Below are 22,286 nucleotides of genomic sequence, written 5' to 3'. Positions count from 1 at the left end.
TAACTCTACGGTGCGGGCCGTGCGTGGTTCCGGGACGTTCGTCCCGATGGCACTGCGCTGGCTAGATTGGCTAGAGCTTGGGGCCCAGTGGGGGCTGCTCGACGTATTCGTCTAGTTCGTGCACCTCGTTAGGCGAGGGGGCATCCTGTGCCTGGGGGTCGTGATCGAGTCGCTCGGTACCGTGACGCAACATGGGGATGGTGAGGACGGCAATGCCGAACGCCGCGAGACCCGCACCTGCGGAGGTGTAGAGCCCAGCATGGGCTCCCGCGCGCTCGATCAGCACCCCGGCGATCCATGCGCCGAGCGCGACCCCGGCTCCCATGCCGATCCGCACCCAGGCCATACCTTCGGTGATCTGATCGCGCTTGACCACGCGTTGCACGACGGTGTCCGCGTTGGTCAGGGACGGGGCAATAGTGGCGCCGGCGACGAAACCGATGACGGCGAACACGATCAGGTTGGGCGAGAGGCTGATAGCGGTGAAGCCGAGCCCGAGGAAGAGAGCCCCGATGACGGTGCGCTTCCAGAGCGGTGTCTTCCATCGGCGGGAACCGTAGAACAGGCCGCCCACGAACGATCCTGCCGAGACGATGCCGAGCAACACCCCGGCCCAGGCCTTGTGACCCTGCTCGTCGGAGAACGCCACCGTGGAGATGTCGAAGGATCCGAACATGGTGCCGATGCCGAGGGCGATCAGCGTGACGGCGATAATCGCCGGCGGGATACGTATTCCGAGCCCCGCGCCGCCAGTTTCCTTGCGTGTTGGGGGTTGGGTGCTTCGTTGGGGTAGCAGGATCGCGATGCCCACCACCATTGCGGTGGCGGAGACGACGATGCCCAGCGGTGGATAGATGGCCGTCGCGAGAACGGTGGCGAGCGCCGGGCCGCCGATGAACAGAATCTCGTCAAGGACGCCCTCGAGCGCGAAGGCCGTGTGGATGTCGTCGTCGGACTCCAGGATGTGCGACCAGCGGGCGCGGGTCAGCGAACCCAGGGGGCCGGAGAGCGACGCGAGCACCACGGCGATCCACAGCATCCATTCGGGGCCCTGCGTCATCGCCGTCCAGATTGCGAGGATGGCCCCGGTGACGTGCAGGATGGTCAGCGGCCACATGACGGCGGCTTGTCCAAAGCGGTCGGTGAGCCGCGCGGTGGGGATGGTCTGCAGCGCCCAGACCAGCACGCCGATGGCCGCCACGCGCCCGGCCATTTCGTAACTGTCGTACTGAATCTGCACCATCAGGATGACCGAAATGTTGAACATCGAGATCGGTAGGCGGGCCAGCAGGCCCGCGAAGGCAAACGCCTTCGCGCCTGGAATCTTCAGGATTTCGGAGTAGGTGGATAGCACCTACTTATGCTCTCACCTTTACTGCTGAGGGGATTGTGGTGTGGGGTCGCCCTGTGCGTGAGGTTGGTCACGCGGGTTGGAGATTCAACCGCGGGCCGTGCACCATTCCTGATAGTCGCGTGCCACGTGTTCGGCCCACACCTCAACGTCGGTGTCGGAGGTCGAGTATCGCCCCTGCTGGAGTCGCAACTTGGCGAACTCGTCCCGTCGCCGCGTCTCCGCACTATCCTGCGCTGCGCGTTCCGCCAGGTGCGGGGGGAGGAAAAGCACTCCCGCGGGTGTGCCGATGACCACGTCGCCTGGCATCGCAGTGGCGCCGCCAATTCGCACTGGAATGTTTAGTCCTGCGAGGGTGACGTTGCGAATGGGGGTGGGATCCGTTCCACGGTAGTAGACGTTGATGTGCTCGAGTTGCGATATGCCTTCGAGGTCGCGGATGCCGCCGTGGATTACGGCACCCGCCTTAGTGCGAGCGTTGATCGCCGTGCCGAGCTGATCGCCAATCACGGTGCCCTCGTAGACCTTGCCGAAGATGTCCACGACCATCACATCGCCGTCCACAAGTGACTCGACTACTAGCCAATTTTGGTTTTCAGATCGCGTGGGGCGGCCCTCATCGTTCGCGGTCTTGACCATCACGGCGTCCAGGTCGGGGCGCTGCGGTAAGAACTGGGCAGTCACGGCTCGTCCGACAAGACGCTTGTCGGGGTGCGTACGCTCCCAGTTCCCCTCGAACTGGCGCTCGTAGCCCGCATCCCACAGGACGGTCCAAATCTCCTCCGCGGTGGCGTTCCGAAGTTCGTCGAGGACGGCATCTGAGACCCTCGGTCGGCCATCGGGAAAGCGCTCCCCGTGCCAGTCAGGACTGAGGGCGACGAGTGTGTCAGTTGGTGGTTGGATATACATGGGAAGCCTTTCGGGTGGTGGGAAAGATGCTGCATCGGGCGGAGATTACCGGCGTTGATTACGGCGCGGGTGTGTTTGGCTAGCGGTATGCGGCGTGCTGCAATCCGCGAAGGTAGCCAACGGCGAAGAGCCGGCCTAGCGTCGCGTAGCCGGCAACCTGGTCCTCCTCGCCAATGAGTGACGGAACGTGATCCGCGCGCATCACGCCGTCGAAGCCGATGTCGCGATATGCCTCGAAGCAGGCCGCCATGTCGGTGGGGCCTGCGTCATGCCATGTTTCGACGAACCGGTCGCGGGTGCCCTCAACGTCGCGCATGTGGATGAATGCGATCTTTCCCTGATCGCCAAAGCGATGAATTGCCTCGGGTAAGTCCTCGGTCATCAGTCGAAAGTTGCCCTGGCAGAAGGTAATCGCGTTGGAGTCGCTCGGGTTCAATTCGAGCAATCGGTCGAACCCTTCGATGCTGCTCATGATCCGACCGACGCCGCGCACTGGGGTTCGCGGGGGATCGTCCGGGTGCATTGCAAGCGTCACTCCCGCTTGCTCCGCCACGGGGATGACGCAGTCAAGGAAGTAGCGAAGCGATTCCCATAACGTGTCCTCATCGAGCGGCCCACCATCGGTGTGCGGGGCATCGATCAGTAGCGAATTGTCGAAGCCGCTCACTGTGGAACCGCCGCGTGAGGCGATGGTGGTGGACGTCCGCAACCAACTGAAGTCTGCCATCCACTGGTAGCACCAGACGGGGACTCCGAGTTTGCCCATGCTCTCGATCAGGGTAATGACGTGCTCGATCTCCGCGTCGCGACCGGGCAGGCCGCGCTTGGCGAGATTCAGCGGCGGCCGGTCCTCGATTACGTCGAGCTGGAAGCCGTAGTCGTTGTACTGCTGCTTGAGCCGCAGCATCGGGAGAAAATCCCAGGGCTTTTCTCCGTCTTCGAGGCGATCAGAACTATAGAAGGTGCCGACGGCGCGGGTCACCCCGGCCTGGCGCATGAGTGGCCAGAGGTCGGTGCCCGCGAGTTGAGGGTGCAGCATTTCCGCGATTTCAAGCATGAAGGATCTCCGTTGCTTTGTCTTGGATTTCAGTGGTCGATAGCGTGGGTTCGATTGGGCGCGTCAAGCCTGCGCGACTATCCGCGGACAAACGCAGTTGTACTTGCGAGGGCGTCGCCGATCTCCGTGAGGCGCGGACTGATGCGATACGACGGGCCCGAAATGCTGATCCCGCCGATAGGCCCGGTTTCGTCAACTATGGCCGCGGCTAGCCTGGTGACCTCGTCGTCCGTCGTGTAGGTCGCGTAGCCCGTTCGCTCTGCGGACGCGAGCGACGTTCTTAGTTCCTCGGTGTCGACTTTGCTGAGAGGTAAGTCTGCTGCGTTGGCGGATTCGCGTAGTGCGATGCGGCGGTCCAGCTCGTTCATATGTGCAAGGGCGGCGCGACCAATTGCTGTTGAATGAAGAGGTGCGGGAACCGTTGGCAACTGGGTGCGAACCGCAAGTGGTGACTCGAGATAGTCGACGAAGACGATCTCGCCGGCGTCGATAGCCGCGACGTGTATCGCTTCGTTGAACTCACGGTGCAGCGCGACCGCAGACTCCCGTGCCACGTCTCGCAGATGCTCGCCAGGGATGAAGTTTCTGCTGAGCACCAGTAACTTAGAGGTCAGCTGATAGCGGCGGTCGCGGCCCTGGCGCACATACCCAGACGTGCGGAGTGCGGCGAGCATCCGCGACACCGTGGATTTGTCCATATCCAACGCTGCCGCCACTTCACCGACCCCAAGGGTCCTAGATTGGGATGCGACGTATTCGAGGACACTGAGTCCCTTCACCATGGTGAGAGATGAGGCGGGTTCGCGATTGCGAGAGTCAGTCATTGTTCCCATCTACCCTTCGTTCAATAAGTAGGTCGAGCATCTCGATGTCGACGTCGTAGCCGTTTCGGTGCGCCCGGTGGGCGCCGGTCCGACCGGTGTTGACCAAGCCGAACGGCCCCTCGAAGTTCCACAGTGCCCAGCCCCATCGGTGTTCGGCAAAAACTTCGAGAGTGTCGGCCATCCACCGCAGAGCCGTATCGTTTGGGAGACGGCGGTAACAGCCCATCTCACCGATGTGGACGCGAGATCCACCGCGCTCGACCGCCTCCCATTGTGCATAGTGGTCACGGAGCGCGTCCCGATCCCACCACTGGCCATGAAATTCGCCGGGGTAGTCGGGGCCAATGCCGCCGGTCTGTTGCTGCCACCATTCCTCCCGGGCAGAAGTGAGTCGCTCGCGGACATCGTCGCTGGGTTCCATTCCTGACGCGATATCCCACCAGTCTGCTCCGAAGTGGCTAAGGCCGTGTGGCGCATAGCCGCGGCCACTTTGCACGTCCGATACGTCTGCAAGTTCCGGGATCGCAGTATTGCCGCCATCGAGGCCATCGATGACGATGACCCTATCTGGGCTGATGTCGCGAATATCGTTGGCGATCCGGCGAATGATGTGCTGGTGGACATCACGGGTAAAGCCACCGTCGCCTACTGAGGGAAGCTCGTTAATGAGGTCGAAGCTCAGTGCGTTCGCAGGGACGTCGCGATAGCGCTCCGCAAAGTCACGCCACATCGCGTAGAGCCCCTCCTGCGCGACCTCGTCGTCCCAAAGATTGCGCCGTTCGAGCTCCTGTCCGTTGATGCAATATCCGGGAACCCGATGAAGGTTGAGGGACATATGTAAGCCGCGCTCCTGGCATTGCTCCAGGTATCCATCGATCAATTCCAGGCCGACGTCATTTTGGGTCTTATAGGTTTCGGGTGAAGCCCAAAAGCGATAGTCCGCAGGTACTCGAACAAAATTGAAGCCCCAATCGGCGATTGCATCCAGAGCCTTCTGGTCCGCTGCGATGGCGGCTGGCGTCTCATGATCCTCGCGGAAGATCCACTGGAAGTTGAATCCATACCAGGGGCTGTCCCCGTAGTTGGGTTGGGCCGGGATTGTCTGTCGACTACTCTTCGATGTGCTCATATCTCACATATTACAACACCGTTGCAGATAATGCGACAGGCGTGTTACGTTGCTGATCCACTCATTTTGAAGCGGTTGGGACTACCGCCGGGAGATACAAAGGGGTATTGGAAATGAAGAAGACGTTATTGATCGGCGCGACAATCGCGGCCTCAGCGACGGTGCTCGCCAGTTGCAGTAGCGACTCGCCGGGTGAGGCGTCGAAGGGCGAACCGCTGACAGTTTTGACGTACGCGCAGAACGCCACGGATGACCAGTTGACCATGTATCAAGAATTCTTTGACGGTTGCACGGCGGACGGCGGATACGCGTTCAAGCAGTTGCAGGTCCCGGCGGACCAGTTGCTCAACAAGGCGGTGCAACTTACCGCCAGTGGCGACGCCCCGGACGTCATTGTCGCTGACAACCAAATGATTGCGGGGCTGGCAAAGTCCGAGGTGTTGACGCCCATCGAACTCGGTTCTCTGGATCCAGACGACTTTGTTCAGGGCCCTTTCAAGTCCGGCCAGTATGAAGGTGAGCAGTACGGCCTGCCGGTGGGCAACAACGGTGAGGTCATCGTCTATAACAAGCAGTTGCTTGACGACGCCGGACTGAGCGCACCAGAGTCGTGGGCGGACCTGTCCCACGCAGCTCAGGTGCTCACCACCGACGGGCGCTACGGCTTCGGGCAGACGTTTGCGGCTGGCGAGACGCTGTCGTGGAACTACTGGGCTCAACTATGGTCGGCCGGCGGATCCATTGCCGAGTTGGACTCGTCTGCGGCCGTAGAGTCAGCGGAATTCTGGGCGTCATTCTTGGTCGATGGCACCGCCCCGCAAGCCTCGCTGCAATGGCAGTCGGACAACCTCATCAACGAGCTGGTGGAAGGCCGCCTTGCCATGGCACAAGTAGGGACGTGGACTCTCAACGCGCTTCTCGACACCGCCGATGAGGCGGGAATAGAGATTGGCATCACGACACAGGTCAGCAAGGACGGTGAGGCTCCCATTGTGCCGTTCGGAGGTGAAGTGATGGTTGCGGGTGTAGGTGCCACCGGTGAGGCGCTCACCGCCGTGAACGACTGCATCATTTCTTGGTCATCCGACACGGAAGGACTCGCTGAGCGCGATGAATTTCTCGGGTACCTGCCTTCCTACATCCCCGCGCAGGCGGCAGTTCTCGAGTCAGCCCCGCACCTCGAGGTACTTGCCGAGCAGTTGAAGAATTCGCGAGGACGCACCGAGGAGGTCGGTGCCAACTACCAGTCGCGAACGGTGGCGCTCTCGGCGGCATTGCAGCAGATTGCCACGGGCGCTGAATCGCCTGAAGATGCTATGGCCGCGGCACAGAGCTCCGCAGCCTCGGGCGACAAGTAGCACGCTTCGGTCGGGGCTGGAGGGGAGCCCCGACCGACCAACGGATGGGATCAAAATGAAACGAGAAACCCTGATGGACGTGGAGGCTGCCTCTCGTTCGCGCACTCGAGCGCCCGGAAACCTGGTGGGTGCCCGACGGCGTCAGTTGCCAACTCGCGTAGTAGCCGGCCGCCTCGTTTTCTTGCTCCCGGTGACGGTGTTCCTTTTGCTGATGTTCGCCTACCCGATGGCATTCAATTTCTGGTTGACCTTTCAGTCCTACGACCTGGCATCGTTGGTCACTGGCGCCTCTGAGTTTGTTGGTCTGGACAACATCGTCACCGCTATCAACGATCCGGGATTCGCAGGTGCCGCCGTCAACACGGCGGTGTTTACGGTTGTCTCGCTTGTCGTCCAGTTTGTCATCGGCCTCGGGCTTGCCCTGTTCTTTTACAACAGGTTTCCACTCAGCACCACCATCCGCGCGCTCCTCGTGTTGCCCTGGTTGGTGCCATCGATCGTGGCAACTACTGCATGGCGGTTTATCTTTCAGGACCCGAATGGCTTTCTGAATCAGCTGCTTGGGCACTTTGGAGTGCCGCCCGTGCACTGGTTGACCTCCTCCGACACGGCGCTCCTATCTATCATCATCGTCAATATCTGGATTGGGATCGCGTTCAACCTGGTGTTGTTGCATTCAGGGCTACAAAGCATTCCGACGGAGCGCTACGAAGCTGCACAGATTGACGGCGCGGGGTACTGGCAGCGCTTTTGGTACATCACAGTTCCCGCCCTGGGCCCGGTGACCGCAGTGCTCCTTGTGCTGGGGTTTGTCTACACCCTGAAGCAATTTGACCTGGTGTGGACCTTGACGCAAGGCGGACCGGGAAACTCGTCCCAGCTCCTATCGACATGGTCGTACACTCTCTCATTCAATAACAACAACTTTGGGCAAGGAGCCGCGGTGGCGGATTTCTTGTTTGTGGCGTCGGGGATCGTCATCGTGTTCTATACGCTCGTACAGAGAAGGCAGAACAATGCCTAGCGGGACGATGTTTCGGTACGGTCAGACGCTCATCGCGCTCGCTATTCTCGGTGTGCTTCTCTTCCCGCTGCTGTGGGTTGTGCTCTCATCATTCCAGCCCGCTGCAGACTTCTATGCGCCGGAGCCATCCTTGATTCCTCGCAATTTCACCTTCGACAACTATGATGTGCTCTCCTCTCAAATCGGTCCGTTGTTCACAACGCTACTGATCGCGACACTGTCAGCGGTCGTGTCATTGCTGGTCGGCATACCAGCGGCATATGCGCTCGCGGTCTTCAAGTGGCGCTGGGTTGCAATAGCGATGTTTCTCATTCTCATCACCCAGGTGGTGCCGACGGTGATGCTCGCCACCCCGCTTTTTCTCACTTTCTCAGACATCGGTCTCCTGAATTCAGTGCCGGGGCTTGTGCTCGCCAACAGCGCAGCCGGAGTGCCTTTCACCATCCTCGTATTGACGGCATTCATGAGTGGGATTCCGGACTCAATTAGGGAGGCAGCGCACCTGGACGGAGCTGGAGAATGGCGGACACTTTACTCGATCATCGCGCCGGCTACGCGCTCGGCGATCGTTGCGGCTGGGTTGTTCAGCTTCCTATTTGCGTGGGGGGACTTCCTATGGGCGCTCACGTTGAATACTGATGGCAGTATCACGCCGCTGTCACTGAGCCTGTTCCAATTCGTGGGCCATTTCCAAACTGACTGGGGTGGGATTATGGCGACCGCCACTATCGCCCTGGTACCCGCGATGCTCCTACTCGTAGGGGCGCAGCGATACATCTCAGTAGGACTCACTGCAGGAGCCGTGAAGGAGTGAAAGAAATGAGCGATTACCGATGAAGATCATTGTGACCGGAGGCAGCGGACGTGTGGGCATCGTCACCGTCCGCGCTTTGCTTGATGCCGGACATGAGGTCGTGGTGGCAGATCGCGCACCGATGCCTGCAGAGTTCCAGGACTGTGGGTTCGCCGAAGTGAGTATCACTGACTACGCCGCGATTCTCAAGGTGGCAGAGGGAGCGGATGCGATAGTGCACCTGGCGGGACTGGCGAACCCCGTCGACTATGAGCCTCAGGATGTCCACCACATTAACGTGACGGGCAGCTACAACGTGCTGACTGCTGCGACAGCGCTAGGTATCGGGCGGGTTGTGATGGCTTCGAGCGTGAACGCGATCGGTATGACGTGGAGCGCATCGCCTGTATTTGACTACCTGCCGGTGGACGAGCGGCACCCAACCCGCAATGAGGATCCGTACAGTCTGTCCAAATGGCTAGGAGAAGTTCAGGCGGATTCCATTGTGCGCCTCAACCCTCAGTTGAGCGTAGCGAGCCTGAGGCTACACATGTTCATGCCTCACCACGAGGAAGCGCACGGCTGGAGTGTCGGCGACTTTTACGGGGAGGCTGCGGTGCGCGGGTTGTGGGGATACACGACGCACAGGATGTGGATAGACGCATGCCTTAGTGCGTTGACGGCACCGTTCGCGGGCCACGAGCGGTTCTTCATTGTCGCCGACCGCAACGTACTTCGCGAGGACTCCCGCGCACTCTCACAGAGGCACTTTCCGGATGTAGAGATACGGCCAGCATTGAGCGGAGACAGCGGCTTCTTTGACTGCTCCAACGCCAAGAACCTCTTGGGATGGTCCGGCGCCGATGACTAGCGACGGACTAAACCTAGGCGGCTTCGGTAAGATCGTCCCGGTGCTGGTGATCGACGATGCCACCACGGCCCGCCCCCTGGCGCAGGCATTGGCCGCGGGTGGAATCCGTTGCGCCGAGATTACCCTGCGTACGGCTGCCGCTATTGAGGCGATCGAGCTTGTGGCCGACGTTCCTGACTTCCTCATCGGTGCTGGGACCGTGTTGACAGCGGACGATGTGGATCGTGTGGTGGACGCAGGGGCGCGATTCGTAGTGTCTCCCGGTCTCGACGACGAAGTGGTTTCGCGCTGCCGGCATCACGACGTGACGGTAATCCCGGGCGTCGCGACCGCGACGGAGGTGCAACGGGCCGTCCGACTCGGCCTCGACGTTCTCAAGTTTTTTCCCGCCGAGGTGATGGGGGGCATCACTACGATCGAGCAGCTCGCGGGCCCCTTCCCCGGAGTTCGCTTCATGCCCAGTGGTGGCGTCACACCACTAAACGTCGCACGTTATGCACAGTCCACGTCGGTGTTCGCGGTGAGTGGTAGTTGGATGGCGACGCGGAGACTGGTAGCTGGAGGTGAGTTTTCGCAGATTGCACGACTCAGCCGTGAGGCTTTTGAGTTGGTGTCGCCGTGACCACGCGGGTTTTCACGGTTGGGGAGGGCCTGGGGATAGCGCGAGCCGGAGAGGTGGGCTCGCTCGAGCATGTATCCGAGATGACGCTCAGCACCGGCGGCGCTGAGGGGAATGTCGCGGTCGGCCTAGCCCGCCTTGGCACCTCGGTCACATGGATGGGGAGGGTCGGCGACGACGCTATAGGGCGTCGTGTGACACGCGAACTGCGTGCCGAAGGAGTTGAAGTCATCGCTCATGTAGACGCCACCGCGCCGACTGGCATGCTGCTGAAGTCTTCCCCCTCACCGGGCCGGACAGATGTCATGCACCTGCGGTCAGGTAGTGCGGGCAGCCGCCTTACTGTCGCAGATCTCGATGCGGTAAGAGTGAGTGAATTCGAGCTAGTTCACGTGACGGGTATTACCCCGGCGCTGTCAAACTCAGCCGCCGCTACCATTGCGGCGCTCGTCACGAGAGCGAGAAGCTCCGGTGTGATGGTCTCCGTAGATGTGAATCACCGTCCTAGATTGTGGCCAGTGAGAGAGGAGGCAGTGCGTTCTCACCTCTCGCTAGTGTCATTGGCGGACGTGGTCTTCGCGGGGGAAGAGGAAGCAGCACTTCTCGTGGAAGGGCATGGCCCTGAGGAGCTTGCACATCGCCTGCATGAGTTGGGGCCGCGGGAAGTCGTGGTCAAACTCGGAGCCAGTGGTGCACTCACGCTGGTAGACGGAATTGTCACAAGGAGTTCTGCGCATCCGACGTTTGTGGTCGACACCGTGGGCGCGGGGGATGCCTTTGTCGCTGGATATTTAAGCGAATTGCTCAATGGGGCGTCCATTTCCGGTCGGCTGTCGACGGCGACCAAGGCAGGAGCTGCGGCCTGTAGCAACGCAGGAGACTGGGAGGGAGCGCCACGTCGTAGCGACCTCCAGGTCGCCAGCGTCGACCCCGTCTCGAGGTAGTACGTTCATCTACGCGGCAGGCGGAGTCGATCTACCCACCTCTGGCGGGGGAAGTGAGGTGGAACGCTGGCGCCGCTTGTCCTGGCGCACCAGCAACGCCGCGCCGCCAATCACCGAGGTGAACGCCGCGATGATCAGCGCCCACTTGATGAAGGGCCACCAGTCAATCTGGGTGGAGTCGCCGCCTACGAGGCGTATGTCGCTGCCGGACAGCACATCGCTCGCTCCGAGCGTCACGGTGTTGCCGTCAATGTCACCCGCGCTTGCCTCGCGCACCAGCCCGGGGAAGGTGTAGCTGACTTCAAAGTCGATGGCGCTACCCAGCGCCGCCAGGTTGCCGCCGCTGAGGCCTAGTGCGCCGAGGTCGACGTCGCCTAAGGGGCCGTCGCTAGCCCCGGGGGAAGGCGACGCCTCGGCATCGGCCGGATCCGGTGCTGCCATCATCACCACAAAGGAGTCGCCCTCGTGAGTGATGCTCGCGGTGGCGCCAAAGCCTGCGGTGACCTGCGACGCCGCTTCGTTGAACTCGCTGAGGGGGAGGTCGGTCATCGTGAGCTCGAGTCCGCGTAGGTCCTCGTCCTCGTAGTCCTCGAGAGTCACGTGGTCGGGATACTTCGCCTGCAGGTCCTTGAGTTCCGCACTATCCCCGAGGCTGCCGGTGAGTTCGCGGACGTTGATGCCGGCTTGCTGGCTCACCTGGGTCGCCACGGAGTCGGTGAACGCGACGATCACGTGCTGCGAGAAGGTGTCGTCGGAACCGATGCTGGTGTCGGAGTCGATGCGCACGCATCCGGCGAGCGTGACGACCGCCAGGGCGCCCACTGCCAGGAACTGAGAGACGGTACGCGTCATGTGAGCTTTGATTCTTCGGGAGGCGTGGAGATCGAGGGCTGGGGCCCGACTGGCTTCGCCTGGGTGACCGCGACGCGGGTGGGCGCGGTTGCAGCTCCCCGATTCCGCATGGCGAAGAACAGCACGATCGCCACCCCGAGGAGCAACACGATACCGATGGCCGTGAAGAGCCAGCTGGGGGTTTCCGTGGTGGCCTCGGCGCCGCCCACCGCGTGGAGCTCGGCCGGTGCGTTGGTGAGGTCCCACGTCACGGTGTGGCCCTCACGAGAGCCGTTGTGCTCGGTCACTTCACCCGGGAAGGTCACGCTGAGCCACATCTGCGCGGAGTCGGGGATGTCCGCCCCGCCGGCTGCAATGTTGGGGTCGACGGGCCCGTTGACCACGTAGTTTTCACCGTCCCGCGAGATGGTGAAGTCGCCCGCGTCGAGGGCAAAGTTACCGATGGCCTGCCCGTCAAAACTAACTTTTTGACCCACGTAGCCGTCCTGCTCGTACTTGTTGACGACGGCGTCGTCAAAGCTTGCCGTGGTTTCGCCAAACAGCTGCTCGGCCGCCTCGGCGTCAGTGGTGTCCAGGAGCTCACCGATTCCCTCCTGGAGGGCAAGCACCATCGTCCCGTCCACCGTGTCATCGGGCGTCAGGGTGAGGTCGATCTGAACCCGGACACACCCCGTCAGAACGACCGCCACCAGGGTGGCGATCGCGGCGATCCGGAGCGGAGTATTCATGTCCCCACTGTCCCATATGCGTGGGCTCTCGAGGGGGTGTGGCGGTGTTACCGGTGCGGGGGAGCGGGGCGCGGTTGGCGGGGAGCCGATGCCGCCGCGGGCCTGCGTGGTGGGTTCGGCTTGCTTGCCGCTCGAGTTGGGCCGGCGGTCCGTCGGCTGGCGGGTGGCTTGCGGCGCGGCCCGTGGGCGGCGAGAGAACGCGACCGCAGCACGGCGGCGGAGGAGCCCAACACCAGGACGGTCATGAGGATCGCACCCAGGGGAGAGCTCGAGGGAACGGCGGAGCCGCGGGCGGTGAGCACCTCTGGCCCACCGACCAAGTTCCACGTGACGGTGGTGCCGTCCACGGTGCCGTTGGACTCACTCACCGGCCCGGGGAACTCGATCGACACGCGAAGGTCGGCCCCTTTGAGCGACTCCGCATCATCCTCGGACACGTCCGAGGAGGGCCCACTCACGACGAACTCGTCGTCCTCGCGGACAATCCCAAAACGGTCGTCGGTGGGCGCGAACCTAGCGATATCTTCGCCTCGAAACTCCACCTGCAGTCCGGTGTAGCCGTCGTCCTTGTAGACACGCTGCATCGAGTGCGCGAGTTGCGAGGATAGGCCGGAGTCGTCGTATAGGTTCTGTGAAGCCTCGGCGTCGCTGACGCCCAAGGTGTCGCCGGTGCCGTTCTCCACGGCCACCACGTAAGTGCCGTTGACGGTGTTGTCTGGCTCCAGGCGCAGGTCGGCGGTGAAGCGCATGCAACCGCTCAACGTGGCCGCGCCTACGATGGCGACCAGCGCGAGGCGCAGGGACATCTTCACGCGCCAAGGGTGGCATGGTGACAGTGGATTTACCTGTAACCCACGCTGGAGGGCGGCGGGTTGGCCGGCTGACCTGGCCGCGAGCCTTCGGTGAATGTCGGCCTAGTCGAGCCGACGGTCCTCGGGGTTGAACGACTCCCTGGGGGGAAGGGGTGCCGCCGGCGGTTCGGGAGTCGTTGCCTTGGGGGAGCGCCGGGAGCCGAGAATGAGCACCACCACACCGGCGACGACGACCAGCGCCACGAAGCCGATGGCCAGCCACAGCCACAGCGACATGCCCGAGTCTCCACTCGCCGCGCCGCGGGCGTAGAGATCGTCCGACTGCTGTTTCAGGTCCCACGTCACGGTATTGCCTTCCACGGTGCCGTTGGTCTCCGCGACCTTCCCGGGGAACGTGATGGCCAGGGTGGCCACGGCATCGTCCGGCAATTCGCCCAGATTTGCGGCCTCGCCCGAGCCGTAGGTCCCAGCGACCACGTACTCGTCGCCCTCGCGGCTGATGCGCATGTCGTCGGAGTTGAGGTTGAGGTCCGCGAAGGTCTGGTCCTCAAACGTCGCCTTGGTGCCGACGTAGCCGTCCTCGTGGTACTCCGTGACGGACGCTCCCTCGATGCCGTCGCCGAGGTCGCCAAAGAGTTCGTCTGCGGCCTCTTGATCGCTAGTAGCGCCGAGCTGCTCGCCAGTGCCCTCCTTGATGGCCATCACGTAACTACCGCTCGCGGTGTCATGGTCGCTCAGCTCGAGGCTCATCTCCATGCGCATGCAGCCTGAGAGCGCGACGACGCTCACGACTGACAGAACAAGGATGCGGAGGGTCTGCTTCATGCCCACAGTCTCGCAGATACCGCCTGACACCTGGAAAAACCGGGGACAAGAGGGGTTGTTATGATCTTTTTCAACGGGTGAGATGCCGAGTGGTTCTCGATGTGACAGCGACCCGTCATGCGGAGGAAGCGATAGATGCGCCGGAGCACCTGGATGACCAAGGCCCAACGAGCGTGGAGCGCCCTGCTCGTCGCCGCCCTCGCCAGCACCGGCATCGTCGTTCTTGCGGGTCCGGCTAGTGCCGAGGAGCCAGCCGGACTGCTCATCACCAAGGACGCCTCCACGGACACCATTGCGCCGGGCGAGTCGTTTACGTACACCATCCAGGTGAGCTGCATCTATTCAGGATCACAGCAACCCGCGGGGTGTACGGGGGCGAACGTCACCGATGTGGTCCCCGCCGGGCTAACCGTCGACAACGTCAGCGTGACCCTGTACGCCGACTACCTCGACAACTCCTCGGGACAGACTGTCGACGTCGATTTCATCACAGCATTTGTCGACCCCGCAGGCGGAAGCGGCATGCTGGCAGGCTCGACCGCAACGATCCTGGTGGACGTGACGGCGGACGACGACTTCACGTATGACGACAACGGCTCCCAGATCACCAACGACGCCACGTTTAGCGCCGACAACCCGAACACGGACGATGCCACGGACAGCGCGACCGTGACCGTCGAGGTTCCGCTGGAGCTCGACACCACGGTGTCCAAGTCGTTCGACCCCTCCTCGGGTCAGGCGGCCGCGGGCACCCCCACCACCATCAACATCGACGCTGAAAACACCTCGACGGTGGGCGTCGATTCCCTGGTGGTGACCGAGCCGTCGGACCCTACGGCCTCTCCGAACCCGTTCGACTCGTTGGCGTTTGACTCCATTTCCGTCGTTCCTCTTCCCCCAGGAGCCGACGCGGTGCAGATTGACGTCTATACCGCCAGCGGATGGGTCGAGGGCGACCCGAGCCCCACCGGTGAGATCCCGGATGGGGTGGACCCTGACGATGTCCTTGGCGTACGCATCACGTATACGAGCTCCACGGGCACCATCGATGCGGGAGCCACCGCGAATATCGCCATCGACACCACGCAGCGCGATGTGGGCAACATTGACGCGGATGTCGCGGTGCCCAATACCGTCGCATCCGAAGTCACGCGTGACGGCGAGACGGAATCCAGCACCGGGAACGCCACGTATACGATTCTCGGCAACGTTCCCGATGTGGTCGCTGGCAAGACCTTTGACCCCCAGTACGTGCCCCACGGTGGAACGTCCGACGCGACGTTGACGGCGGAAAACGCCTGGAATGACAACGTCGAGACGCTCTCGATTATCGAACCCGCCGTGGAGTCAGGCGAGACGCTGAACGATCCCGGCTTCGACGACTCCATGACCTTCGAGGGTTTCGACGCCGCCCCCACATTCCCCGCGGGTGCGACCGAGGGTAGCGTCACGTACTACTACCCGGACGGCAGCCCCACCGAGGAGACCTTCACGTTCAACCCGGGTGAGGAGATTCCCCCGCCGACGCGGCCCGATGACGTGGTCCGATTTGGCATTGACTTCACCGGCGACATTCCGCCCGGGGCGACGGCCACCGTCGTCGCCGTCATCGGTACCGACCCGGATGACACCGCCACATCGACCGAGATCCCCAACGAGGTCACGGCGGCGGCCACGACCGATACCGGCGCCACGGGCACGGACGACGCCTCCGACTCGTTCATTGCCTACCTCACCCACATCGAATCCGTGACGGACAAGACGATCACGCCACACACGATTTTGGGCCTCGCCGGCGAGTACGTCGTGCTGCAGCTGCCAGGTGGCCCGGCGCCATTGCCGGATGACTTCACCAATCCGCAGTCGCCCTACTCCACCACGGGCGCCAACACCATCGTCGTGCAGGACCCCGTTGCCACCAGCCCCAGTGACGACACCCCGCAGGGCAGCGAGTTCTGGGACGCGTTCAACCCGTCACGCATTACCAACGTGGACATTCCCCCAGGGGCGAGCCTCAGCGTGAGCTATTGGGATGGGAACGCCTGGGTCCCCCTCCCCGGCGCGCAGGGACTGACGGACGCGGACTCGCCCTGGTCGTACTCCTTCCCGACTCCGGATCCCGCGACGGTGGGTGGCCTTCAGTTCACCTTCACTTCGCCCGACGTGTTTGACCCCGGTGACGTGGTGCAGCCGAACATCGTGATGAACTACGACCCCACCAATCCCGACGACGACAGCCTGCCGATGTCGTTCGAGAACTGCTCGGGAGCGTCGTCGGACACCGACGAGGGTCTTTCCTCGGACAGCGATCCCGCGTGTGACACCGTCAATGTGCTGGATCCGGAGGACCCGGACAATGGTGGCGGCGACATCATCGACAAGCAGTGGCTCGACACGGAGGTGGGCGCTCGCACCCGCGACGAGGTACAGGCGCAGCTTCAGTGGTCCACCGGAGGGTACTCCAACGCAGACTCGGTGACGCTCACCGATGCCCCCAATCCGGACCTCTCTACTGTTTCGACCTCCGTCTACGATGCGTTCGACCTGGTGAGCATCGACGCCATCACGACCGGCCTCGACCCGCTCATTGCGTACGACGCGATTGACACGGTGCTGCTCTACAACGGCATGACGAACGCGTGGGAGCCACCGCAGAACAGCCCATGTACCGATGATCCCTCCGGGGCAGCCAACGGCATCGCTACCGCTGCATGCACCGGCGGACTGCCGGCGATCGCCCTAACCCCGCAGGAGCAGGACACTACGCTGTCGGTTCAGATCGTGGTCATCGAGAGCCCGGACCGCGCGACGAGCACTGATCCGCTCGCCCCACCAGTGGGCTCGGGAGTAGCCCGCAGCGTAGGCAACGAGCGTCACGTCGACCTCACCTTCCGCATCCGTGACGACCGCCGCTCGGACGGCAGCGTGGTCACGGCCGACCAGGTGTACAACGCGGTCGACGCCGGCCTGGTGACAAATACGGTGAATGCGCAGGCAGATTTCTCCGACCGGGACGACATCAATCAGAACGCCTCGGACGACATCGTCATTCTGTACGTTCCCTTCGGCACGTCGCTGGACAAGACCTGGACGGGAGGCCCGGTAGGAATTCCACCCACCGGTACGCAGCAGTCGGACTACCCCACCACCCGCGTCGCTCTGGAAGCCACGAATGATTCAGCGGCGTACGCGGACTCCCTGCGCATCGATGACCCGCAGAATCTAGTCCTCGACCCGGCGACGTCGCCGGGGGACTATTTCAACCTGTACAAGTTTGTGTCCATCACACCGCCCGCGTTCCTCGACACCACCATCCCGCCGGATGGCACGGGAGACGGCACCACGACGGTGACGGTCGATCGATCAACCGGTGGACCTCTCGTCGGAACAATCGCGCAGGCCCTCCTGTGGCAACCGATCGACCTGGCCGACGCCATCGGCGTGAGCGTCCTGTTCGAGGGCAGAATTGTGCCAGCGGCGAGCGCCGGTGTCGTGGTTGACCTGCAGCTCAGAACCAACCGCCGCATCTCCGGCGACGCGATCGATCAGGACGACGCGGGGACGGTGGTGAACAACGTCGCTTACGCAGAAGTCGACGACGCCGGGCTTGACAGTAGTCAGCCATCGCCCCCCAACGCCACCGACGCGGACACGATGGATCTGGCCGCCTTCACCATCGGCATGACGGTGGAGAAGGGTTTCGCCCCAGCCGCCACTGATAACCCGCAGCAGAATGGCTTTTCCCAGACCGAGCCGGACAACAGCGAGTTTGTGATGACGCTGACCGGCTACCCCATCGAGGGAGCTCGGGCCACACAGATGGAGATCCGTGACGTCGATCCCACCTTCTGGAACGCGTACGAATTCGTTGGCTTCGATCCCAGCTTCACGTTCGCCACGCCGATCGACCGCGTGAAGGTGGACGCCCTGACGGGAGGAACGTTCACGGGTGACCTTGGCGGCGACCTGACCGTGACCTCACAGCAGACGGTGGCCGGGACCTTCGCCACCGACCCGGCGCTACCCGCCTCGATCACGGACCCCGCCGACGTGCAGGGCCTGATTGTCACCTACACGCGCGCGGACGGTGCCGCGTGGGAGAACTCCGAGCAACCACACCAGGAGATTCCGATCTTGGTGAAGCGTCGTGCGCAGATGCTGACTGGCGACGCGCCGCCTACGGATCTGCCCGGCAACGAGGCCGCCCCAGGGGAGGACAACGCAGGTGTGTCGGTCAACACCATCGACGGCACGGTGACCTCCTACCTATCCTCTGGCGGCAGCCCCATCACGGATGACGCGGACGACGTAGATGCGGACGTCACTTACGCACACTCGCCCACGGCAGTGACCGTCTCCAAGTCGCCATCCGGCACACAGAGCCCCGGCGTTGCCATTCCCTACACGCTGACGTTCACCAACGACGGTCCCACGACCGTGACCAACCCGGTGTTCGTGGACACCCTGCCGTATGACGCGGATGGCGCGATCTTGCTGCTGAACCCCAACGACGCGGCAACGGGAGTGAGCCCCTACGCGTTTACGCTGACCGGCCCTAACCCCGACCCCGCCGAGGGCACCCCGCTGCCCACGGATGTGGCAGCCGTCAGCATTGCGGAGGCGATCGACGGCACACCGCCCACCATCACGTTCTCTTTTGCCCCTGGCGTGGCCCTCGCGGCCGGTCAGTCGTACACCATCACCATCGACACGGTGGTGCGTGCCGGCTTCCCCACTGCCGTGCCGATTGAGAACACTGCGTCGATGAGCGGTGACCGCCCGATCGATACCTGCAACGGCGATGCCCAAAGCCCGCCCGCGCCTTCGTGCGACGGTTCGACGAGCATCGACCTCAGCGCCGGCGGAGCGATCCGTTCTGGCAAGCTCGTCAAGGCGGACGACGATGAGCTCGGCGTCATGAGCGTGGTGCCCGGCTACACGTGCACGCCCAACTCGGAGGGGTTCTATACGGCACCCTGCGTGCCCATCACCAAGCCAGGTGGCACTGAGACGTGGCGACTCGCACTCCAGAACACGGGAACTGTGCCCATTGACCACCTGGTGGCGATCGATGTCCTTCCGACGCCCGGAGATACGGGCGCGATCAACCCCGCGCAGCGCGGCAGCGAATGGACCCCCATTCTCACCAACCCCGATGCAGTTGGCACCGGCCCCGGTGGCGTCATCTATGAGATCTACGGCACGACCGTTCCCGACCCCTGCACCGACGATCTGTACGCACTGACTCCCGACTGTCCCGCAGGCACCTGGTTCCCCTTCGCGGACTTCGCCGCCGACCCGTCGGTCATCACGGCGCTGAAGTACGAGGCCGTCTTTGCCGCCAACGCTCCGCTTGAGCCCGGCGATCACGTGACGTTCGACGCCGTCTCGCAGACGCCGTTGAGTTCCCCCACCGCCGGTCCCGACACCATCGCGTGGAACACCGTCGCTACTGGCGGCACGACCACGACCGGAACGGAAATCCTTCCGACGGAGGGCACCAAGGTTGGTGTCGCGCTCGCGACGGGGCCGCTGGACATTGTGAAGACCACCACGGGCAATGGGGCGGCAATATGGGCTCCGGACGAGTTCATCGTTCAGGTGGTGTGCACCGCCGGTCCGGACGATGAAGTGGTGTTCGACGAGACCCTGACGATCGCGGCGGACGACCAGACGCGCATCGACGACCTGCCGTGGGGCGCGAACTGCATGGTGACCGAGCAGGATGGCGCCAACGGCGAATGGGACTCGACGTCCAACGAGGTGACCATCGGCCGCGACACGGACCCGGTGCCGCTCGCCACGCTGGAAAACGACTATCAGCTCGCTTCGATCACTGTGTCAAAGGCAGTCATCGGCACGGGACCATCCGGTGCTGATCCCGCCGATGCCGGACCGTTCCCCATGCTGGTGCAGTGCACATACTTGGGCGAGCGCATCTACGCAGACGGCTACGGCCCGAGCGCTCCCATGGTGACCTTGCTGAGGGACGGCGGCGAGACCACGTTCACCGGCCTTCCCGCCGGCGCAGACTGCACTGTGCGAGAGATCACGGCGGCCGGATCGGTGGCGACGACAGTCACCACCACCACGGCCACTGAGGGGCCCACGACTGCACCGGGTCTGATGACCACCTTGAGTCTGACTCCAGATGACCCGACGAGCAACGACGGCACCACCAACTTTGTCGACTTTGTGAATCAGTACGCCCTGGGCGCCCTGACGATCAATAAGACCGTCGACGGCCCTGGTGCCGACGAATATGGAGCGGGCCCGTTCACTATTCACGTGACATGCGTGTACGAGCGCACCTTCCCCCTCGCCGACGTCACCACCTACGACGACGACGTTGTCTTGGGTGGGCAATATCCGTTGTCAGAAACCATTGGCGGTATCCCCACCGGCTCCGTGTGCACGCTCGAGGAGACGAACACTGCCGGCGCCGATACGTTCTACTTTGGCAACACTGAGGGCACGCTGACGACTCAGGTGACCATCACCGACGATGTCGAGCCGGTCGTGGTCAACGCCACGAACTACTTCGAAACCCTGGTCTCGCTGGACGTGACGAAGATTGTTGACCCAGCGGCGCAGGACGCGGATGGCAACGTCCCTGACCTCGGCCCCTTCGACGTCTCGGTGGAGTGTGTCTACAAGCCCAATAGTGACTACACGCGTGTCGTGTACGCGACGGGCTATGACGCAAGCAACCCCATGGTGAACCAGCTTGTCAACGAACAGGTGTGGACCCTCGACGGGCTGCCTACCGGCACCACCTGCACGGCCACGGAGACTGACACGAGGGGCGCGGACAGCACGACGACGACCGCGACCAACTCCAATGACACTGTCACGACCGACGCGACCACCGCATCGTTGGTCCTCACGGACGATGGCCCCCTCGGTAGGACAACCAACCACTTCGTCTTCGAGAACAGCTTTGACGTGGGCTCGCTCACGTTGCGCAAGCTGAGGGACGGTCCAGGAGCAGATGAACTCGGAGCCGGGCCGTTCACCTTCCACATCGAGTGCAGCCTGCTCACGCCGTTGCCGGTTCGATCGACGTATTCGGGCGACATCACGCTGACGGGCGAACCCTGGACCCAGACCATTGATGGACTTGTCGCCGGTTCGCTGTGCACCATCACTGAGACCGATGTGGGGGGCGCGGACTATGTCGAGTTCACGAACTCGCAAGGGGATCCCACTGAGGCCCACGTGATCATTGGCGCGGACGCGGAGGTGACGGTGACCGCGACGAACTACTTCGAGCAACTCGCCTCCCTGGCGGTGACGAAGACTGTCGCGGACAACGTGCAGTTGGCCGATGGCTCGTCGCCAGACCTCGGACCCTTCCCGGTTCGCGTGCAGTGTGTTTACGGTGAGGGAACCCTGCACAGGCAGACGGTCTACGCCGACGGCTACAGCCGACTGCGCCCGATGGATGTGGCGCTCTCGCCTGACGAGACTGTGATCTTTGAGGGGCTACCGGCGACGTCCGACTGCACGGTGACGGAGCTCACCAACGGTGGTGCGGTGAGTACCACGACCACAGTCACGACGGCCGTCGTCGGTCCAGACACGGCGGACGGGGCGACGGGTACGTTGACCCTCACGCCTGACAACCCGGGCGTCACCAATACGGTCGAGATCGTCAACGCCTACGCCGCGGGATCGCTCGAGATCATCAAGCAGGTGACGGGTGACGGCGCGGCGTCCCTGGGTGACGGCCCCTTCGGCTTCCACGTGGAGTGTGTGTTGGAGCGCGATGTGCTTGCAGACGTCACTACCTACACCGCCGACGTCACTCTGGGGGGCGACCAGCCGCTGTCGACGACGATCGATGGCATCGTCGCGGGCTCCGATTGCACCGTCACCGAGACGGATGCCGGAGGAGCAGACCTGACCACGTTCCAGCCCGGCGGCGGCTCCGCGGACGAGGGCGTGACCGTACAGGTGGATGCGGATGCAACGGTCTCCGTTACGGCCATTAACCAGTTCGACGTGCCTCCAGCTCCCGACAATGGCGGCGGCGACCTGGCGGGCACCGGCTTCGACAACTGGGGCCTGGTGTGGTTGGGCGGTGCGCTCGTGCTCGTCGGAGGCGTGCTCCTGGTGGTTCGTCGCAAGCGCGAGCCCGAGCACACCAACCAGTAACGCAAAGAGATGAGGGCCACGTCCAGACGGACG

Annotated in this window: 16 protein-coding genes; 7 read left to right on the top strand and 9 right to left on the bottom strand. The window is 63.0% G+C overall.

The window, feature by feature from the left end:
• Nucleotides 1-70: 70 nt before the first annotated feature.
• From AOP73_RS03060 to AOP73_RS03040, 5 genes are all read right to left on the bottom strand, one after another.
• Nucleotides 71-1,354 carry an MFS transporter gene (locus AOP73_RS03060; RefSeq protein ID WP_061963153.1) on the bottom strand — a complete coding sequence of 428 codons (1,284 nt, stop codon included), beginning with the start codon at nucleotides 1,352-1,354 and terminating at the stop codon, nucleotides 71-73.
• Nucleotides 1,355-1,438: 84 nt separating this feature from the next.
• Nucleotides 1,439-2,260, bottom strand: coding sequence for an RraA family protein (locus tag AOP73_RS03055; protein WP_061963152.1), 822 nt, complete (start codon nucleotides 2,258-2,260; stop codon nucleotides 1,439-1,441).
• 79 nt (nucleotides 2,261-2,339) lie between these two features.
• Nucleotides 2,340-3,317 (bottom strand): mannonate dehydratase, encoded by a 978-nt coding sequence (locus tag AOP73_RS03050; protein WP_061963151.1) that lies wholly within the window; start codon nucleotides 3,315-3,317, stop codon nucleotides 2,340-2,342.
• A 77-nt stretch (nucleotides 3,318-3,394) separates the two neighbouring features.
• Nucleotides 3,395-4,141, bottom strand: coding sequence for an IclR family transcriptional regulator (locus tag AOP73_RS03045; protein ID WP_061963150.1), 747 nt, complete (start codon nucleotides 4,139-4,141; stop codon nucleotides 3,395-3,397).
• Entirely contained in the window at nucleotides 4,134-5,270 is a 1,137-nt protein-coding gene (locus AOP73_RS03040) for a glycoside hydrolase family 5 protein (protein ID WP_061963149.1), read from the bottom strand. Before AOP73_RS03040 ends, AOP73_RS03045 begins: the two co-directional genes overlap by 8 nt.
• A 113-nt stretch (nucleotides 5,271-5,383) precedes the next feature.
• On the opposite strand from AOP73_RS03040, the gene AOP73_RS03035 reads away from it, so the two are divergent.
• The 6 genes from AOP73_RS03035 to AOP73_RS03010 are packed head-to-tail and all read left to right on the top strand — an operon-like array spanning nucleotide 5,384 to nucleotide 10,879.
• Nucleotides 5,384-6,628, top strand: a complete 1,245-nt coding sequence (locus AOP73_RS03035; protein ID WP_061963148.1) for an ABC transporter substrate-binding protein — start codon at nucleotides 5,384-5,386, stop codon at nucleotides 6,626-6,628.
• Between the two features lie 55 nt (nucleotides 6,629-6,683).
• On the top strand, nucleotides 6,684-7,652 hold the full coding sequence (locus AOP73_RS03030; RefSeq protein ID WP_201774486.1) for a carbohydrate ABC transporter permease: 969 nt from the start codon (nucleotides 6,684-6,686) through the stop codon (nucleotides 7,650-7,652).
• A gap of 7 nt (nucleotides 7,653-7,659) precedes the next feature.
• Nucleotides 7,660-8,466 carry a carbohydrate ABC transporter permease gene (locus tag AOP73_RS03025; protein WP_236683485.1) on the top strand — a complete coding sequence of 269 codons (807 nt, stop codon included), beginning with the start codon at nucleotides 7,660-7,662 and terminating at the stop codon, nucleotides 8,464-8,466.
• 19 nt (nucleotides 8,467-8,485) lie between these two features.
• Complete coding sequence (locus AOP73_RS03020) at nucleotides 8,486-9,316, top strand: NAD-dependent epimerase/dehydratase family protein (RefSeq protein WP_061963145.1); 831 nt, start codon at nucleotides 8,486-8,488, stop codon at nucleotides 9,314-9,316.
• Nucleotides 9,309-9,938: a bifunctional 4-hydroxy-2-oxoglutarate aldolase/2-dehydro-3-deoxy-phosphogluconate aldolase gene (gene eda / locus AOP73_RS03015; protein ID WP_061963144.1), complete on the top strand. Its 630-nt coding sequence runs from the start codon at nucleotides 9,309-9,311 to the stop codon at nucleotides 9,936-9,938. Before AOP73_RS03020 ends, eda begins: the two co-directional genes overlap by 8 nt.
• On the top strand, nucleotides 9,935-10,879 hold the full coding sequence (locus tag AOP73_RS03010; RefSeq protein ID WP_061963143.1) for a sugar kinase: 945 nt from the start codon (nucleotides 9,935-9,937) through the stop codon (nucleotides 10,877-10,879). The genes eda and AOP73_RS03010 overlap by 4 nt, the downstream gene beginning before the upstream one ends.
• Before the next feature lie 9 nt (nucleotides 10,880-10,888).
• Here the strand turns inward: AOP73_RS03010 and AOP73_RS03005 are convergent, their stop codons facing one another.
• The 4 genes from AOP73_RS03005 to AOP73_RS02990 all read right to left on the bottom strand — a co-directional run bounded on the left by AOP73_RS03005 (nucleotide 10,889) and on the right by AOP73_RS02990 (nucleotide 14,096).
• Nucleotides 10,889-11,731 carry an LppM family (lipo)protein gene (locus AOP73_RS03005; protein ID WP_061963142.1) on the bottom strand — a complete coding sequence of 281 codons (843 nt, stop codon included), beginning with the start codon at nucleotides 11,729-11,731 and terminating at the stop codon, nucleotides 10,889-10,891.
• On the bottom strand, nucleotides 11,728-12,459 hold the full coding sequence (locus AOP73_RS03000; protein WP_061963141.1) for an LppM family (lipo)protein: 732 nt from the start codon (nucleotides 12,457-12,459) through the stop codon (nucleotides 11,728-11,730). The genes AOP73_RS03005 and AOP73_RS03000 overlap by 4 nt, the downstream gene beginning before the upstream one ends.
• Before the next feature lie 47 nt (nucleotides 12,460-12,506).
• Entirely contained in the window at nucleotides 12,507-13,265 is a 759-nt protein-coding gene (locus AOP73_RS02995) for an LppM family (lipo)protein (protein WP_061963140.1), read from the bottom strand.
• A gap of 108 nt (nucleotides 13,266-13,373) precedes the next feature.
• Nucleotides 13,374-14,096, bottom strand: a complete 723-nt coding sequence (locus tag AOP73_RS02990; protein WP_061963139.1) for an LppM family (lipo)protein — start codon at nucleotides 14,094-14,096, stop codon at nucleotides 13,374-13,376.
• 135 nt (nucleotides 14,097-14,231) lie between these two features.
• Between AOP73_RS02990 and AOP73_RS02985 the strand changes: the two genes are divergently transcribed.
• Nucleotides 14,232-22,253, top strand: a complete 8,022-nt coding sequence (locus tag AOP73_RS02985) for a DUF5979 domain-containing protein (RefSeq protein WP_061963138.1) — start codon at nucleotides 14,232-14,234, stop codon at nucleotides 22,251-22,253.
• Nucleotides 22,254-22,286 lie beyond the last annotated feature (33 nt).

The sequence above is a fragment of the Demequina aurantiaca genome (assembly GCF_000975135.1).
In the GTDB taxonomy this organism is placed as follows: Bacteria; Actinomycetota; Actinomycetes; order Actinomycetales; family Demequinaceae; genus Demequina; species Demequina aurantiaca.
This window is presented reverse-complemented; position numbering and strand designations above follow the sequence as displayed.